Here is a 16655-nt window from a genome sequence, read left to right on the forward strand (position 1 = left end):
CGCTCATCGGCCCTTCCCTTCGCGGAGGCGCGGATTCGAGATGCCGTCCACGCCGAAGTTGATGAGTGTGAGGCTCAGCGCCAGCAGCGCGATGCAGAGTCCGGGCGCGAACAGGAGCAGCCACTGCCCGGTGAGCAGCGAGTTGGAGTTCTGCGCCCAGTAGAGCATCGTGCCCCAGCTGACGATGCTGGAGTCGCCGAGACCCAGGAACTCGAGCCCGGCTTCGGCGAGGATCGCCGCGGTCGCCGCACCGAACAGGGTGCCGGCGATGATCGACGTCATGTTCGGCAGGATCTCGCGGAACACGATGCGCGCCGGGCTGTCTCCCGAGAACTGCGCCGAGGCGACGAAGTCGTTGCCCCGCAGGGACTGCGTCTGGCTGCGGAGCACCCGCGCGCCCCACGCCCATCCGGTGATCACGATCACCGCGATGATCATGAGGATGCCGCCGTTCTGCAGGTACGCCGCGATGACGATCATGAGGGGCAGTCCGGGGATCACGAGGAAGAGGTTCACGATGAAGCCGATCACCTCACCGGCGAAGCCGCGGATGTAGCCCCAGCTGAGGCCGATCAGCACGGCCACGACGGTGGACAGGATGCCGGCGGCGAGTCCGACCAGCAGGCTGACCTGCGAGCCGTAGATGAGCTGGCTGAGGACGTCCTCCCCTGCGGCGGTCGTGCCCAGCCAGTGCGCGGGCGACGCGTCGGCGTTGCGCTCGAAGCTGTTGTCCTTCGCTCCGTACGGCGCCAGCAACGGCGCGAACACGGCGACCAGCACGAACAGCCCGAGGATGATGAGACCGAGCCGCGCCTTGCCGTTCGACCACAGCGTGCCGACCATCCTGGCGAACGCGCGCCAGGGGCTGGGTGCCGCGATCCGGTCGGTGGGCACCTTGACGTTCATGGTGGAGGTCATCGGCGAGTCCTCGGGTCGAGTGCGCAGTGCAGACAGGGACGGGAGAGGAAGTTCATCATCGGCGAGTCCTCGGGTCGAGTGCCCCGTAGAGGATGTCCACGAGGAAGTTGGCGATGAGCACGCTCACGGTGATCATCAGGAAGAGCGCCTGCATGAGCGGGTAGTCCTGCCCGATCACGGCGTTGAAGAGCAGGTACCCGATACCGGGGTACTGGAACACCTGCTCCACGAGGATCGATCCGCCGACCACGCCTCCGAGCGTGAGGCCGAAGCCGGTGAGGTTCGGCAGGATCGCGTTGCGGGCGGCGTAGCGGAGGGCGATCGTGCGGCCGCGCAGGCCGTTGGCCTCCGCGAAGGTCACGTAGTCCTCCCCGAGCGTGTTGATCATGGCGTTGCGCATGCCGATGATCCAGCCGCCGAGTGATGTCAGCAGGATCGTCAGGGCGGGCAGCACCGCGTGCCGCAGCAGGTCGGCGAGGAAGTCGCCGGTGAACCCGGGCGTCGTGGTCGCCGCGTACGCCCCGGTCGTCGGGAACCAGTGCAGCACGTAGCCGAGGAAGAAGAGCAGCAGCAGGGCCGTCCAGAAGTACGGGAAGGTGCTGAGGAAGGACCCGGTCAGCGTCGGCAGCGTGTCGAGCCAGGTGCCGCGACGCCAGGCCGCCGTGACGCCGATCAGTGTGCCGATCACGAACGCGAGCACCGTGACGATCCCGACGAGGCCGATCGTGTACGGCAGCGCGGTCGAGACCATGCTCGAGACGCTCTGCGGGTAGAACGTGTACGAGACGCCGAAGTCGAGTCGGACGACCTGCCCGAGGTAGGCCACGTACTGGTCCCACAGCGATCCGGTCGGGACGCCGAGCTGTGCCTCGATGGCACGCCGCGTCGCATCCGACACGGGACCGTTCTGCGAGAGCTTCGCGATCGCGGCATCCGCCGGCGACCCCGGCATCATGCGAGGGAGGAAGAAGTTCAGGGTGACCGCGGCCCACAGGGTGAGCACGAACAGGCCGAGCTTCTGGAGAACGTACTTCACTTGTCGTCTCCCTTCACGCGCTCGAGCTTCGTGAAGATCAGCAGCGGTGCCGAGTCGTAGTTCTGCGGGATCATGTACGGGTCCTCGGCGCTGGGCCATCCGGTGAACTTCGCGTCGTTGAACAGTCCCCAGATACCGCCGTAGTACATGCCGATCACCGGGAGCTCGTCGTAGACGATCCCCTGCAGCTCGTGCACGATCTCCGTCTGGCGGGCGGGATCGATCGTCTCGCGGTACTCGGCCAGCAGCGCGTCGGCCTCGTCGGAGCGATAGCGCTCGAAGTTGTTGGCGGTCTGCTCGCCGGACGGCACGTAGAACTCGCTGGAGAGCAGGTTGTTGTAGGCCTGGTACGGGTCGCCACCGCCCATTCCGCCGATCGCCATCTCGAAGTCGCCGTTGCTGATGGCGCTCTGGTACCCGGCGGGCTGCGGGAGTTTCAGGGTGACCTTCACGCCGACGTCGGCGAGCTGGCGCTGCACGGTCTGCGCGGCGCGGGTCCAGTCGGAGTAGCCGTTCGCGGTGGTGAGCGCGAACTCCAGCTGCTCGCCGTCCTGGCCGACGAGGCGGTCGCCGTCGAGCGTGTAGCCCGACTCGGCGAAGGCAGCCAGCGCGGCATCCCTGTCCTGCGTGATCATGCCGCCGTCGGGGATCGACGGGTCGAGGTACTCCTCCTGGTTGGGGAGGATGAGGCCGGTCTGCCCGGCCGGCTGCATGTACCCCTCGGAGGCCGTCTCGGCGATCTCGTCGCGGTTCAGCGCGAGCGCGATGCCGCGGCGCACGTTGACGTCGTCGAACGGGGCGACCTCGAGGTTCGGGAGCAGTGCGATCACGCCGCCCGGCGGGAACCACCAGGTGTTGTGGTCGCTCGCGGCGCCCCATGTGCCCTCGACGTCGGAGATGAACGAGTACGACCAGTCGTACCCACGCGTGACCGTGTCGAGCTGCGTGTTCGTCGCGGGCAGGATGATGTGCTCGATCTGGATCTTGTCGGCCTGCCAGTAGTCGGGGTTCTTGTCCATCGAGTACTGCTGGTCGTTGTAGTTGCCGAGCACGAACGGTCCGGTGCCGACCGGCTCCTCGTTGCGGAACGTGCCGGGGTCCTTCACGTCGGACCAGATGTGCTCCGGCACGATCATGGTGAGGCCGAGGATCGACAGCGACGGCGCATCGTCGCCCTGCAGGTGCATGATCACGTCGTCGCCTGAGGTCTCGACCGACTCGAGGTGCTGCCAGGCGCCCTTGATGTCGAGCGAGGGGTTGTCCTTGAGCAGCTGGAACGTGAAGGCGACGTCCTCGGGGGTGAGCTGCTCGCCGTCACTCCACTCGACGTCGTCGCGGATGGTCATGACGACGGTCCGCGCGTCGGGCTGCGACCAGGACTCGGCCAGCCACGGGTTGAGCGTGTTGTCGAGTGGGTTCACGAGGATGAGCGGCTCGTAGATCCAGCGCGACGCCGTGCGCGTGTTGGTCAGGTAGGGGTTGAAGTTCCGCGTGAAGAACGGATTCCCCTTGTCGGCGTTGATCAGCATCGTGTCGTCGCCGATCGACGGGTCGGGCTGCGAGCTGATCTGGATGCTGCAGCCGCTGAGCACCACGGCCGCTGCCGCCAGTCCCACGATCGCCGCCCTGCGCCAGCGTCGGAGCATGTGCGTCTTCGCCACACTGCCACCTCATGTCGTCTCTGTCATGAAGGGGTCCCGCGGGTCGGGACGCCCTGCGGCCGAGGCCGCATGAGCGATTGTAAGCGCATACATTTTGCGGATGCAACCCCTTGACGCCGTCGGCGCCGGGGATCGCGGGCGATCGACGCTCGTCAGCTCCGCGGCTCGCGGAGGGCGTCGACCATGCTCCGCAGGGCCTGCAGCGCGGCGGAGCGCTGAGCGTCCGTGAGCCCCGACAGCATCCTGAGCTCGACCGACCGCACCGCGGCGCTGGCGGCGTCGAGACTCCTCCGTCCGCGGTCCGTGAGCTGCGCCGGGAGCGCCTTCCCCACCGCAGCCTCCCGCGGTCGGGAGACGAAGCCGTCGCGCTCGAGCGCCTGCAGGAGGACGTTCATCGACTGCCGCGTCACGAAGGCGCCCCGCGCGAGCTCGGAGTTGGTGAGGCCGGGGCGCTGCGCCAGCAGCTCGAGGCAGGAGTAGTGCGTGATGGTCATCCCGAGCGGGCGGAGCACGTCTTCCATCGCCGCACGGAGAGCACTCGACGCCTCCTTGACGAGGTAGCCGAGCGAGGTGTCGAGATCGATGCCGTCTTGACGCATGTCAGTATTCTGACATAGAGTCAGCCGTGTCAGATAACTGACACACCTCTCTCCCCGAAAGGCTCATCATGCCTGCCACCGGCCCCGATTTCCTCTCCCTCCAGGTGCACGACCTGGCAGCGAGCCACGCCTTCTACGAGCGCTACCTCGGCCTCGTGCGCTCCCCTGCCGGCCCGCCGCACGCCGTGGTCTTCGACACCGCGCCGATCGCGTTCGCGCTGCGCGACATCGTCGAGGGCACCGACATCGACGCCGGCCCCCACCCGGGCATCGGCGCGGCGATCTGGCTGCACGCGACCGACGTGCAGGAGATCCACGACGCGCTCGCGGCCGACGGGCACGCCATCGTCGCGGCTCCCACCGACGGCCCGTTCGGGCGCACCTTCACGTTCGCCGATCCCGACGGGTACCGGATCACGCTGCACGACCGCGTCTGACCCGAGCCGGAGGCGGCACGCGTCTCAGGCGCGCGGGTGCGAGCTCTCGCGCAGCAGGATCTGCAGCGGCAGCCGCACGGTCACCGGCGCGGCATCCGGGCGCTCGAGCCGCCGCGCGAGCAGCTGCACCGCGGCGCGGCCCAGGTCGATCATGGGCTGCCGCACGGTCGTGAGCGCGGGGCGCGCGAGCGCGGCGGCCTCGATGCCGTCGAAGCCCGTGACGCGCACGTCGTCCGGCACCCGCAGCCCCGCCGACCGGAACGCGTCGATCGCTCCCAGCGCCATCTGATCGTTCGCCGCGATCAGCGCCGCCGGTGGGGCGTCGGCGATCAGCTCCTCACCGGCGCGTCGCCCCGACGCCCGCGTGAAGTCCCCGTGCAGCACCGTCACGTCGTCGGCCGCGATCCCCGCCTCGGCGAGCGCGGCGGCGAAGCCCTCCCAGCGCTGCGCGCCGTCGGGCGAGTCCTCGGGCCCCGCGAGGAACGCCAGCCGTCCGGGGGCCGCATCCGCGAGCACGAGGCGGGTGAGCTCGGCCATCGCCTCGGCGTTACTGACGGTCACGTGGTCGTAGTCGTCACCCCGCGACGGGCCGGACAGCACCACGACCGGGATCCGCTGCGCGAGCCGCGCCAGCACGTCGTCCGGCACGCTCTGCGCGAGCACCATGAGCCCGTCGACGCGGCCCGCGATGTCGCGCACCGTCTCGCGCGTCGGGTCGTCGCGACCCACCCCGATCATGAGCACGAAGCCCTGCTTCCACGCCTCGAGCTCGGCACCGCGCAGCACCTCGTCGAGGAACAGCATGGTCGGAGCCTGCACGGGCTCGGTCGACTCCTCGGCGACCGCGAACGACGGACGGCTCCGGTCGCCGAGCACGTCGAGCGGCGGCGCGTCCTCCGCGGCGTCGAAGCCCGGGAAGTACAGCCCCAGCACACCGGTGCGCCGCTCGGCGAGACCCCGCGCGCTGCCGCTCGGCACGTAGCCGAGGGCGGTCACGGCGTCGAGCACCCGTTCGCGGGTCGCCGGGCGCACGGCATCCGGCTGCCGCAGCACACGGGAGACGGTCGCGATCGACACGGCAGCGCGTTCTGCGACGTCGTAGACCGTCGCTTTCCTGCTCACGCTCGCTCCTTCTCGCTCGGGTGAGCACCAGGCTAACCCGCTCCGCCTCCGCCGAACGCTCCGGTGTCAGGAGCGTCGGGCGATCAGCGATCCATGCGGACGCGCGCTCATCTCGCCCGGTGCGCGCCCACGCCTCTCAGACGCCACGACCTCGAAGCCCGCATCGCGGAGCAGGATGCCGAGCGCCTCCGCCGACCAGGAGTACGCGATCGTCACGGCGTGCGCGAACGGCTCCCCCGGCTCCCCGTCGAAGAATCCGACGAGCAGGGAGCCACCGGGTCGGAGTGCCCGGGCGAACTCGCGCAGCACGGCCGGCACCTGCGCAGGCGGGGTGTGGATCAGCGAGTACCAGGCGAGGATGCCGCCGAGCGCCCCATCCTCGACAGACAGGTCGTGGAAGGAGCCGGTCTCGAAGGGGATGCCGGGGTGGCTCCGCCGCGCAGAGGCGACGAACTCCCGGGAGAGGTCGATGCCCCGGACATCCCGTGCTCCTTCGGCGAGAAACGCAGTCCAGTGTCCGGGTCCGCATCCGGCATCGCGCAGCGCGCCGTCCGTGCTGTCGCGCCACGCCCGGATCGTCGCGACGTCCCGGGGGTCCATCTGGGAGAGCGTTCCGCCCACCCCGATGTACTCCGCGGCCCGCGCGTCGTAGGCCAGGGCGATCAGGTGACCGCTGTCCGTCACGGGCGTCGCGCGGCGAGCGCGGACTGGTAGAGATCACGAGACGACAGGCCTGTCGCGGCGGCGACCTCGGCGCAGGCGTCTTTGAGACGGATGCCGGAGGCCACGAGCTCCTGCACCTGCCCCAGAGCGTCGTCGGCGGAGACGGTCCGCCGCTGCGCCCCCTCGACCACGACCACGATCTCGCCCTTCACGCCCGCAGCCGCCCACGCCGCGAGCTCGGACGCCGTGCCGCGGCGCACCTCCTCGAACAGCTTCGTGAGCTCCCGGCACACCGCGATGCGGCGGTCGGCGCCGAAGGCTGCACCCATGTCGGTCAGCGTCGACGCCAGGCGCGACGGAGACTCGAAGAACACCGTGGTCCGCGGCTCGGCGGCGAGCGCTGTGAGCGTCGAGCGCCGCTCCCCCGGCTTGCGCGGCAGGAAGCCCTCGAACGTGAACCGGTCGGTCGGCAGCCCCGAGATCGCCAGCGCCATGAGCACAGCACTCGGGCCGGGGATGGCCGTCACCGTCACGCCCTGCGCGACCGCCTCGGCGACCAGGCCGTAACCGGGGTCGCTGATCGCCGGCATCCCCGCATCGCTCACGACGACGACGTCGTGCTCCTGAGCGAGGGCGGCGAGCTCGGCGGACTTCTGCTTCTCGTTGTGGTCGTGCAGGGCGATCAGTCGCGGCCGGTTCGCGATGCCCAGCGCCTGCAGCAGACGCCCGGTCGTGCGGGTGTCCTCCGCCACCACGACCTCCGCGTTCTCCAGCACCTCGACGAGGCGGCGGGAGGCATCCCCGAGGTTTCCGATCGGCGTCGCAGCGAGGATGATCACCCGCCCAGCCTAGACGCGGCGGCTGACCCGGTTGTCTAGGCTGGAGCGGTGATCGAGCCCGTCCCTCTGCTGCCTCCCCCCGAGGACCGGCTGACGCGCTACGGACGGCTGCGCGACCGCATCCTGCTCGATCCCGACTGGGGACGGATGCCGCGCTGGTTCGCCCCGCTCGTGGTCACGGCGCTGGCCGCGGTGCTGCGTCTGATCAACCTCGGGCATCCTCATCAGCTGGCGTTCGACGAGACGTACTACGTCAAGGACGCCTGGTCGCTGTGGCTGCTGGGCTACGAGGGCACCTGGGGCGAGAACGCGAACGAGGCGTTCATCACGCTGCAGGAGCTTCCCCTGTCCGACGTCGGATCCTTCGTCGTGCACCCGCCGCTCGGCAAGTGGCTGATCGCTCTGGGGATGGCGCTCGGGGGCCCTGACAACACGGTCGGATGGCGTCTCGCCACCGCGCTGCTCGGCACCGCGACCGTGCTGCTCGTCTATCTCGTCGCTCGGCGCCTGACGGGATCCATCGTCGTCGGCACCGTCGCCGGCACGCTCCTCGCCGTCGACGGACTCAGCATCGTCATGAGCCGCACCGCGCTGCTCGACGGCCCGCTCACGTTCTTCCTCCTGCTCGGCGCGCTGTTCGTCCTGTACGACCGCGACCGCACGATCCCGATCCTCGAGCGCCACGACCTCGACGGCCCCGACCCGATGTGGGGGCGCGTGCTGTGGCGTCGGCCCTGGCTCGTCGCCGCCGGGGTCGCGCTGGGCGCCGCCTGCGCCGTCAAGTGGTCGGGCCTCTACGCGCTCGCGGCCTTCGGACTGTACATCGTCGTCACCGACGCGCTCGCCCGCCGTCGCGCCGGCGTCGTGCTGTGGCCGACGGCCGCCGCGTTCACGCAGGGCCCCGTCTCGTTCGTGCTGCTCGTCGTGCCGGCCGCCGCGACCTACCTCGTCAGCTGGACAAGGTGGCTCGTCACGGCCGGCGGCTACGCCAGGCAGAGCGACCCGAACCCGCTGATCGCCCTGTGGAACTATCACAAGGCGATCCTCGATTTCCACGTCGGCCTCACCCGCGGGCACCCGTACGCGAGCCCCGCGTGGGAGTGGCCGTTCCTGCTCCGCCCGACAGCGGTGTGGGTGGGCAGCGATCCCGACCCCTGCGGGGTCGACCACTGCATCGCGGTGATCTCGACGATCCCCAACCCGCTGATCTGGTATGTGAGCGTCGCCGCCGCTGTCTACCTGCTCTACCGCCTCGTCCGGGCGTGGATCACGCGGCGTCCGGTCGGCGGGCCCGCGCTCACGTTCCCACTCGTCGGACTCGCCGCGACGTACGTGCCGTGGCTGATGTTTCCCGAGCGCACGATCTTCCAGTTCTATACGGTCGCCATGGCGCCGTTCCTCGTCATCGCCCTCGCCGTCGTGCTGCGACAGATCGCCGGGCGCCGGGAGGATCCGCTGCGCCGACGGCAGTCCGGCGAGCGCACCGTGCTGATCTTCCTGGGCGTCGTCGTGCTCGTCTCGGCGTTCTACTACCCGGTGTGGACGGGCGTGAGCGTGCCGTACGAGTTCTGGCTGCTGCACAACTGGCTGCCCGGCTGGATCTGAGTTCAGCGCTCCCGCGGCAGCTCGGCGGGATCGCTGACCGGCAGGCGGCACACGAACGATCGGCAGTCGAACGCCAGGCCGGAGGCGTCGGCGCTGCCGGACGCATCGGCCTTGCCCTCGAACAGCTCGAAGCCGGCGTCCGCGAACGCTCTGGCCTGCGCCGGGGTGACGATCGCCACGACATCGGCCTGGGCGCCGCGCGCGGCAGCCGCCAGAGCGCCGTCCGGTTCGTCCGTCACGACGACGATCTGGCGCGGTCCGTCGAGCAGATCGGCGGCGACGCGCAGCAGACTGCCGTGCGCGAACGGCTGGCCGACGGCCGCTGCCGCATGCGCGCGGACGGCCTCCTCCGCGACAGCGCGGTAGCGGTCACCCGCTCCCAGCCGCCACGCGGTGAGGCCGGCATGGGCGAGGGCGGCGGATGCCGAGGGCAGGTCTCCGTCGGTCTGGTCCGGCGCCGCCGCGATGCCGCGCGCCGCGAGCAGCGGGTCGCCCTCGAGGCCGGCCACGGCGAGGTCGAGCAGGCTGCGAGCCTCGACCGCCCAGCGCGCCTCGCCCGTGGCGACGGCGAGGGCGAGCAGGCCGTCGGCGAGCAGCGCGACATCGGCCGTGGTCGCTGCGGCGGGTGATGCCGCCCCGCCGAGCGAGGCGCGCACGATCAGACCCCGAGGGTCACGGTTGACGCGCAGCACGTGATCGGCGGCCGCGGCGGCCGCCGCGATCCAGCCCGGTTCGCTCAGGGCGGCCCCGGCGCGGGCGAGCGCGGCGATCGCGAGCCCGTTCCACCCGGTGATGACCTTGCCGTCGACCGCGGGCGGCTCGAGTCCACGGCGCTGCTCCATCGGACGGAGGTAGAACCCGCCCTCGTCGCGCACGCCGTCGATCCACGACTCCGAGTCCTGGGCCGCGCCGAAGCCGCCGCCCTCACGACGCAGTGTCGTCAGCAGGAACGCCGCGACGCCGCGAGCGGTGGCCTCGTCGCGCGCCGCGAGCGCGATGTCGAGCAGCTGCGCGTTGTCGGTCAGCATCCGCTCGTAGTGCGGCACCGACCAGTCGCGCTGGGTGGCGTAGCGGAAGAAGCCGCCGTCGTCGTCGTGAAGGTCGGATGCCGCCATCGCGGCGAGCGCGCGGGCGGCGGCCGCCGCGGCATCCGGCGCCTCGCGTTCGACGAGAGGCGCCTGCAGGAACGACAGCGTCGTGGCCACGGGGAACTTCGGCGCCCCGCCGAATCCGCCGTGCACGGAGTCCTCGCGGGCGGCGATCGCGCGGGCGGCCGCCGCGATCGCCGCGGCATCCGGCAGGTCGGAGGGAGTGGATGCCGCGGCCTGCCGCAGCGCCTCGGTCACCGCATCCGCCGACTCCTCCGCCTGCTCCCGACGCTCGGTCCACGCCTCCCGCACGGCGGCGAGCACGTCGCGGAAGGCCGGCATCGGCCCTCGTGCGAGCGGCGGCCAGTACGTGCCCGCGTAGAACGTGCGACCGCGCGGCGTCGTGAAGACGGTGAGCGGCCACCCGAGGTTCTGGGTGAACGCCGAGGCGGCGGCCATGTACGCCGCGTCGACCTCCGGGTGCTCCTCGCGGTCCACCTTGACCGCGACGAAACCGTCGTCGATGAGCGCGGCGATCGCCGGATCGGCGAAGGACTCCCGCGCCATCACGTGGCACCAGTGACAGGTGGAGTAGCCGATCGAGATCAGCAGCGGCACGTCGCGCCGCTCGGCCTCGGCGAACGCCTCGTCGCCCCACGGGTACCAGTCGACGGGATTGTCGGCGTGCGCGCGGAGGTACGGGCTGAGCGTGTCGGCGAGCCGGTTCGTCATGTTTCCACGCTACGCGCTGCACGGCGTCGGGGCGCCGGGCGGGGCCTGCCGGTGGGTCCGCTCCGCCGGTGGGGTCCGCTCAGGAGACGAGCAGCGTCTCCGCGGGGCGGGAGGCCGCATACCCGACGAGGGGCAGCGCACGGTCGGCAGCGAGGTCGATGCGCGAGCGGAGCACGTCCGAGGCGATCGTGTAGCCGTCGAAGTCGGTGTCGCTCGCGTAGACGCCGAGCGGCAGGGTGAGCGCCTGGAAGAACGCGAACAGCGGACGCAGCTGGTGCTCGATGATGAGCGCGTGCCGCTCGCCTCCGCCGGTGGCGGCCAGCAGGACGGGCTTGCCGACGAGCTCGTACTGACCGACGAAGTCGAACAGGTGCTTGAACAGCCCCGTGAACGACGCCCGGTAGACAGGGCTGCCGACGATCAGCAGGTCGGACGCCTCGATGGCCTGCAGCTTCTCCTCGACCTCGGCGGGGAGCTGGTCGCGACGCAGCGCTCCCGCGAGCGACGGCCCGATCGCGGTGAGCTCGATGAGCTCGACCTCGACCTCGGCACGCTCGGCGACGGCCTCGGCGATCGCACGCACGAGAGCCGTGGTCTTGCTCGGCTCGTGCAGGGAGCCGGACACGGCGACGACACGGTAGGGGGCTGTCATGCCGACGACGCTACTCACGAGCGAGGCCGCTGTCGCGACGAGCGACACACAACGACATGAGCCGTCATCACACGACGGGCGCGCCCTGCTCGGTCTTCCGACGGGGCGGAGACGCCATCGCGACGGCCGCCCGACCGACCAGACGTTCGAGCGGGCCACGGCCGACGAACACCGACCAGAGGGTGGTCACCAGCAGCAGCGCGACCGCGGTCCCCGCCCAGAACAGGTTGTCGGTGAAGAACCCGCCGGGGCCTCCGATCAGTGCCACGGAGACCACATGCGCGGTGTATGCCGACAGCGGCATGGACCCGAGCGCGCCGAACGGTAGGAGGACCCAGCGGAGGGGACGGCTGAGCAGGATGCACAGCGCGATCACCGTGACGGCGAAGCCTCCGGAACCCAGGATCTCGGCGGTTCCCCCGGAGTGCGGGTCCACCCCGAAGACCGCCGACAGGACCGCTCCGAGAGGATCGGCGGCGGCCACCGCCTCGGGGTAGGTCTGCCACCCGGCAGCTGAGCCCGCCATCGATCCCTCCCCCGGAGCCCACGACGTGATGCCCGAGACCGCTCCGACGAGGCCGAGTCCGTAGCCGACGACCATGAGGCCGACGCCGGCTCCCAGAGCCACCGCAGCCGTGTGGATCCGCTCGATCCCGAGTCGGCCGAGCGCCATCCCGGCGAAGACGAAGGCCAGCCAGACCGTGATCGGGTAGGAGCCGTACAGGACCAGGCCGATCCCGGCGCCGTACGGGTACATCGCGAGGATGGCGATGAGGGCGAGGACAGCCGGTCCGGCGAGCGCGAGCACGCCCGCGGCGATGAGCAGCGTCCGCGGCCGCCAGCGCAGGAACGGGATGACGGCCACGTAGAGGAGACCGTAGAGCGTGAGGATCACCGCGATGGGAGTGTTGAGCAGCTCCAAGGCGAGCCCGATGAGGAAGATCACCGCGCCTCGCCCGACCAGTTGCAGGCGGATGCCGGGCATGCGCTCGGGATCGGGGAGGTCACGGCGCCCCGTCATGAGCGCGATGGACACGCCTGCGAGCACCGCGAAGAGGATGGACGAGCGACCGTGCACGAGATCGAGCCACGTCGAGGGATCGAGCGGGTCGAACGCCGACGTCTCGCCGATGTGCGCGCCGGCCATTCCGAGGATGGCGAGAGCACGGGCCACATCGAGACCGAGGATGCGGGGAGGACGCCCGAACGTGCGGAACCAGTGCGTCACGGGCAGCGTCGTCGGCCCGGCTGCAGTTCCGGGAGGAGGCGAGGTGGTCACGCATGAATCGTAAGTCGCGCACCCGTCACCCGGCCGTGTGCCGTGCGGGCGAGCCCACCCGCATATCGTCATACGATGGAGGGCTATGTCCTCCCCCGTGATCTCGTACCCTGCCGAGCTGCCTGTCAGCGCTGCCCGGGGCGAGATCGCCGACGCGATCCGCGATCATCAGGTCGTGATCGTGGCCGGCGCCACCGGCTCGGGGAAGACGACGCAGCTGCCGAAGATCTGCCTGGAGCTCGGCCGCGAGCGGATCGCGCACACGCAGCCGCGACGCCTCGCCGCGCGCACGATCGCGGAGCGCGTCGCCGAGGAGATGCACGTCGAGCTCGGTGGTCTCGTCGGGTACAAGGTGCGGTTCACCGACCAGGTGTCGGACGAGACACGTATCGCGCTCATGACCGACGGCATCCTCCTCAACGAGATCAATCGCGACCGACTGCTGCGGCGATACGACACGATCATCATCGACGAGGCGCACGAGCGGTCTCTCAACGTCGACTTCCTGCTCGGCTACCTCGCGCGGCTGCTGCCCGAGCGCCCCGATCTCAAGGTCGTCATCACCTCGGCGACCATCGACCCCGAGAGCTTCGCACGGCACTTCGCGGCGGCCGACGGCACGCCGGCCCCGATCATCGAGGTCTCTGGGCGCACCTACCCGGTGGAGATCCGCTACCGCTCTCAGACCGATGACGAGGCGGGCGCCGAGACCGGCCGCGAGGCGCAGGAGGTCGACGAGGTCTCGGCGATCGTCGCCGCCCTGCGCGAGCTCGACCGGGAGGCGCCGGGCGATGTGCTCGTCTTCCTCCCCGGTGAGGCCGAGATCCGCGACGCTGCCGACGCGGTGCGCGGCGCCTACGCGAACGACCGGTCGCCGACCGAGGTGCTCCCGCTTTACGGGCGGCTGTCGGCCGCCGAGCAGCACCGCGTGTTCGAGCGGAGCCGTGTGGCCGGGGTCAGGCGACGCGTCGTGCTCGCGACCAACGTCGCGGAGACGAGCCTCACGGTCCCCGGCATCCGTTACGTCATCGACACCGGCACCGCGCGCATCTCCCGCTACAGCGCCCGGTCGAAGGTGCAGCGCCTCCCCATCGAGGCCATCTCGCAGGCCTCGGCCAACCAGCGCTCCGGACGAGCGGGCCGCACGAGCGACGGCATCGCCATCCGCCTCTACAGCGAGGAGGACTTCGCGCGCCGGCCCGAGTTCACGGAACCCGAGATCCTGCGCACCTCGCTCGCCTCGGTCATCCTCCAGATGCTGTCGCTCGGCTTCGGCGACATCACCGCCTTCCCGTTCCTCACTCCCCCGGACTCCCGCGGCGTCAAGGCGGCGTTCGACCTCCTCACCGAGCTCGGCGCCGTCGACATCGCACGAGACGAGCCGCGGCTCACCCGCATCGGACGCGACATCGCCCGCATCCCGATCGACCCGCGTTTCGCCCGCATGCTCATCGAGGCGGGGCGCGCGGCATCCGGTTCCTCGGATGCGGTGGTCCGCGACGTCCTCGCGATCGTCGCCGGCATGTCGATCCAGGACGTCAGGGAGCGCCCATCGCAGGATGCCCCGCAGAGCGTGCGCGACGAGGCCGACCGCATGCACGCCCGGTTCGCCGACCCGACGAGCGACTTCCTCTCGACCCTCAACCTGTGGAACCACCTGCGCGAGCAGCAGCGCGAGCTCGGATCGAGCGCCTTCCGACGTCTCTGCCGCGCCGAGCACCTGAACTACGTCCGTGTGCGGGAATGGTTCGACGTGCACCGACAGCTCCGCACCCTCGTCCGCACGAAGGAGTCCCAGCCCGGCACCGGCGACCCGGACGCGATCCACCGGGCCCTCCTCGCGGGCCTGCTGTCGCAGATCGGCATCCTCGACGAGCGCAGCACCGGAGGACGCGGACAGAGCAAGACCCCGCCGAAGGACGCCAGGCGCCGTCAGGCGGAGTACCGGGGCGCCCGCGGCATCCGTTTCTCGATCTTCCCGGGCTCGGCGCTGCGCAAGAAGAGCCCGCAGGCCGTGATGGCCGCCGAGATCGTCGAGACGTCGCGCACCTACGCGCGCACGGTCGCCGCGATCGACCCCGCCTGGGCCGAGGCCCTCGCGGGTGATCTCGCGAAACGGCAGGTCACCGAGCCGCACTGGTCGAAGGATGCCGGAGCGGCCGTCGCGTACGAGAAGGTCACGCTGTTCGGCGTCGAGATCATCCCGAGGCGCCGCGTGCAGTTCGCCCGCATCGACCGCGCCGGGTCGCGCGAGCTGTTCCTGCGGCACGCTCTCGTCGAGGGCGAGTGGGACCCCGGCCGGATCGACAAGCGCGTCAGCGCGTTCTGGCGCAGCAACGCCGAGCTGCGCAAACGCCTCGAGAAGCTGGAGGAGCGCGAACGCCGACGCGACATCCTCGCGGGCGACGAGGCCGTCTTCCGGTTCTACGACGAACGCATCCCGGCCGACGTGTTCGACGTCCGATCGTTCGAGAAGTGGTGGCGCGAGGCACTGACCTCCACCCCGAAGCTCCTCGTGATGCGCGAGGCCGACCTCGTCGACGACGACAGCCGGGCTGACCGCAGCGAGTTCCCGACGCGATGGACCCAGGGCGATCAGATGCTCGGTCTCGCCTACCGGTTCGAGCCGGGAGCGGCGGACGACGGCGTGAGCGTCGTGATCCCGCTGCCGCTGCTGGCGCAGATCGAGGATCGGGGCTTCGACTGGCAGGTGCCCGGGCTGCGCGCCGAGCTCGTCACCGGACTCCTGCGTGCGCTGCCGAAAGCGATCCGTCGCCACGTCGTCCCCGCCGCCGACTGGGCGGAGAAGTTCGGTGCCGAGCTCGCAGGCGAGGGGCCGGAGTCGCACGCCGGGCTCCCCCCGCGCGGACTCAAGGAGGCGCTGGCGAGGCTCATCCAGCCGCTCGCCAATCAGCTGGTGTCCGCCGCGGACTTCGAAGACAAGAGGGTGCCCGCGCACCTGCGGATGAACTTCCGCGCGGTCGACGAGCGCGGACGGGTCGTGGGATCCGACCGCGACCTGCGCGTGCTGCAGCAGGCGCTGTCCGACCGCGCTCGCAGCAGCGTCGCCCGATCGATCGCCGCGCCGCCCCGTCGGCCCGGCCCGGGGTCGGGCCCGCAGCCCGCGGCCGCTCCCGCCTCGATCGAGCAGGACGGTCTCACCGCCTGGTCGTTCGGCGACCTCCCCGAGGTGCTCGACACGCGCGTGGCCGGAGGGGTCGTGCGCGGCTACCCGGCCATCGTCGACCGCGGCAAGTCCGTCGCGGTGCGCGTCGAGGCGACCGCCGACGCCGCGACCGCCGCGACCAGGGCCGGAGTGCGGCGACTCGTCCTGCTCGGCGTCCCCTCCCCCAGTTCGTACGTGCAGGAGCACCTGACCAGCGCCGAGAAGCTCGCTCTCGCCGCGTCGCCCTACCCCTCCGCGGCCGCGCTCATCGAGGACTGCCGCGCCGCCGTCGTGCAGCGACTCGTCGATGCAGCCACCGGCGCCGCGCACGGCGTCATCCGCACCGAGGCGGAGTTCACGCGTGTGCGCGACCTCGTGTCGGCAGCGCTCGTCGACGAGCTCTTCGCGTGCGTATCGCTCGTCTCGCGCATCCTCGCGAAGGCGCGGGAGGTCGAACGCGGCATCAAGTCGCAGAACTCGCTCGCGCTGCTCGGCCCGCTGAACGACATCCGCACCCAGCTCTCCGGGCTTCTGCACCCCGGGTTCGTGTCGGCCACGGGCGTCGACCGCCTCGCGCACTACCCCCGCTATCTCGACGGCATGCTCGACCGCCTGAAGACGCTCGGCAGCGAACCGGGCAAGGACCGCACGCGCATGAGCGAGTACGAGCGGATGGCGAAGGCGTTCGAGGATGCCGGCGGCACCATCCCTCCCGCACCGGACGCGCCGGCCGCGCTCGTCGAGACGCGCTGGCTGCTCGAGGAGTACCGCGTCAGCGTGTTCGCGCAGCGCCTCGGCACGGCCCAGCCCGTCTCGCCCCAGCGCATCATGAAGGCCCTCGCCGCCGGTCGTTGAGCG

At 70.9% G+C, this 16655-nt stretch carries 13 protein-coding genes; 3 read left to right on the forward strand and 10 right to left on the reverse strand.

Annotated features, from left to right (window positions below; translation table 11 throughout):
• Positions 1–3: 3 nt before the first annotated feature.
• From RAC69_RS10720 to RAC69_RS10735, 4 genes are all read right to left on the reverse strand, one after another.
• Positions 4–918 carry an ABC transporter permease gene (locus tag RAC69_RS10720; protein WP_341933880.1) on the reverse strand — a complete coding sequence of 305 codons (915 nt, stop codon included), beginning with the start codon at positions 916–918 and terminating at the stop codon, positions 4–6.
• A 55-nt stretch (positions 919–973) separates the two neighbouring features.
• A complete protein-coding gene (locus RAC69_RS10725; protein WP_375082377.1) occupies positions 974–1954 on the reverse strand; it encodes an ABC transporter permease in 981 nt (326 codons plus the stop codon).
• On the reverse strand, positions 1951–3615 hold the full coding sequence (locus RAC69_RS10730; RefSeq protein WP_375086796.1) for an ABC transporter substrate-binding protein: 1665 nt from the start codon (positions 3613–3615) through the stop codon (positions 1951–1953). The genes RAC69_RS10725 and RAC69_RS10730 overlap by 4 nt, the downstream gene beginning before the upstream one ends.
• 152 nt (positions 3616–3767) lie before the next feature.
• Positions 3768–4214: a MarR family winged helix-turn-helix transcriptional regulator gene (locus RAC69_RS10735; RefSeq protein ID WP_375086797.1), complete on the reverse strand. Its 447-nt coding sequence runs from the start codon at positions 4212–4214 to the stop codon at positions 3768–3770.
• Between the two features lie 68 nt (positions 4215–4282).
• On the opposite strand from RAC69_RS10735, the gene RAC69_RS10740 reads away from it, so the two are divergent.
• A complete protein-coding gene (locus RAC69_RS10740) occupies positions 4283–4651 on the forward strand; it encodes a VOC family protein (protein WP_375086798.1) in 369 nt (122 codons plus the stop codon).
• 24 nt (positions 4652–4675) lie between these two features.
• On the opposite strand, the gene RAC69_RS10745 is transcribed toward RAC69_RS10740, so the two are convergent.
• The 3 genes from RAC69_RS10745 to rsmI form a co-directional block, all read right to left on the reverse strand.
• On the reverse strand, positions 4676–5773 hold the full coding sequence (locus RAC69_RS10745; RefSeq protein WP_375086799.1) for a LacI family DNA-binding transcriptional regulator: 1098 nt from the start codon (positions 5771–5773) through the stop codon (positions 4676–4678).
• 66 nt (positions 5774–5839) lie between these two features.
• A complete protein-coding gene (locus RAC69_RS10750; RefSeq protein WP_375086800.1) occupies positions 5840–6457 on the reverse strand; it encodes a class I SAM-dependent methyltransferase in 618 nt (205 codons plus the stop codon).
• Complete coding sequence (gene rsmI, locus RAC69_RS10755) at positions 6454–7275, reverse strand: 16S rRNA (cytidine(1402)-2'-O)-methyltransferase (RefSeq protein WP_375086801.1); 822 nt, start codon at positions 7273–7275, stop codon at positions 6454–6456. The genes RAC69_RS10750 and rsmI overlap by 4 nt, the downstream gene beginning before the upstream one ends.
• 48 nt (positions 7276–7323) lie before the next feature.
• On the opposite strand from rsmI, the gene RAC69_RS10760 reads away from it, so the two are divergent.
• Complete coding sequence (locus RAC69_RS10760) at positions 7324–8880, forward strand: dolichyl-phosphate-mannose--protein mannosyltransferase (protein ID WP_375086802.1); 1557 nt, start codon at positions 7324–7326, stop codon at positions 8878–8880.
• A gap of 2 nt (positions 8881–8882) precedes the next feature.
• Here RAC69_RS10760 and RAC69_RS10765 read toward each other — a convergent pair whose 3' ends face one another.
• The 3 genes from RAC69_RS10765 to RAC69_RS10775 form a co-directional block, all read right to left on the reverse strand.
• The gene (locus RAC69_RS10765; RefSeq protein ID WP_375086803.1) at positions 8883–10700 is read right to left on the reverse strand and encodes a thioredoxin domain-containing protein; all 1818 of its coding nucleotides are present in this window, start codon (positions 10698–10700) and stop codon (positions 8883–8885) included.
• A gap of 79 nt (positions 10701–10779) precedes the next feature.
• Complete coding sequence (gene msuE, locus RAC69_RS10770) at positions 10780–11352, reverse strand: FMN reductase (RefSeq protein ID WP_341933870.1); 573 nt, start codon at positions 11350–11352, stop codon at positions 10780–10782.
• A gap of 67 nt (positions 11353–11419) precedes the next feature.
• Entirely contained in the window at positions 11420–12631 is a 1212-nt protein-coding gene (locus RAC69_RS10775) for a heparan-alpha-glucosaminide N-acetyltransferase domain-containing protein (RefSeq protein WP_375086804.1), read from the reverse strand.
• A gap of 85 nt (positions 12632–12716) precedes the next feature.
• On the opposite strand from RAC69_RS10775, the gene hrpA reads away from it, so the two are divergent.
• A complete protein-coding gene (hrpA, locus tag RAC69_RS10780; RefSeq protein WP_375086805.1) occupies positions 12717–16652 on the forward strand; it encodes an ATP-dependent RNA helicase HrpA in 3936 nt (1311 codons plus the stop codon).
• Positions 16653–16655 lie beyond the last annotated feature (3 nt).

The sequence above is a fragment of the Microbacterium sp. LS_15 genome, assembly GCF_041954735.1.
Classification (GTDB): Bacteria; Actinomycetota; Actinomycetes; order Actinomycetales; family Microbacteriaceae; genus Microbacterium.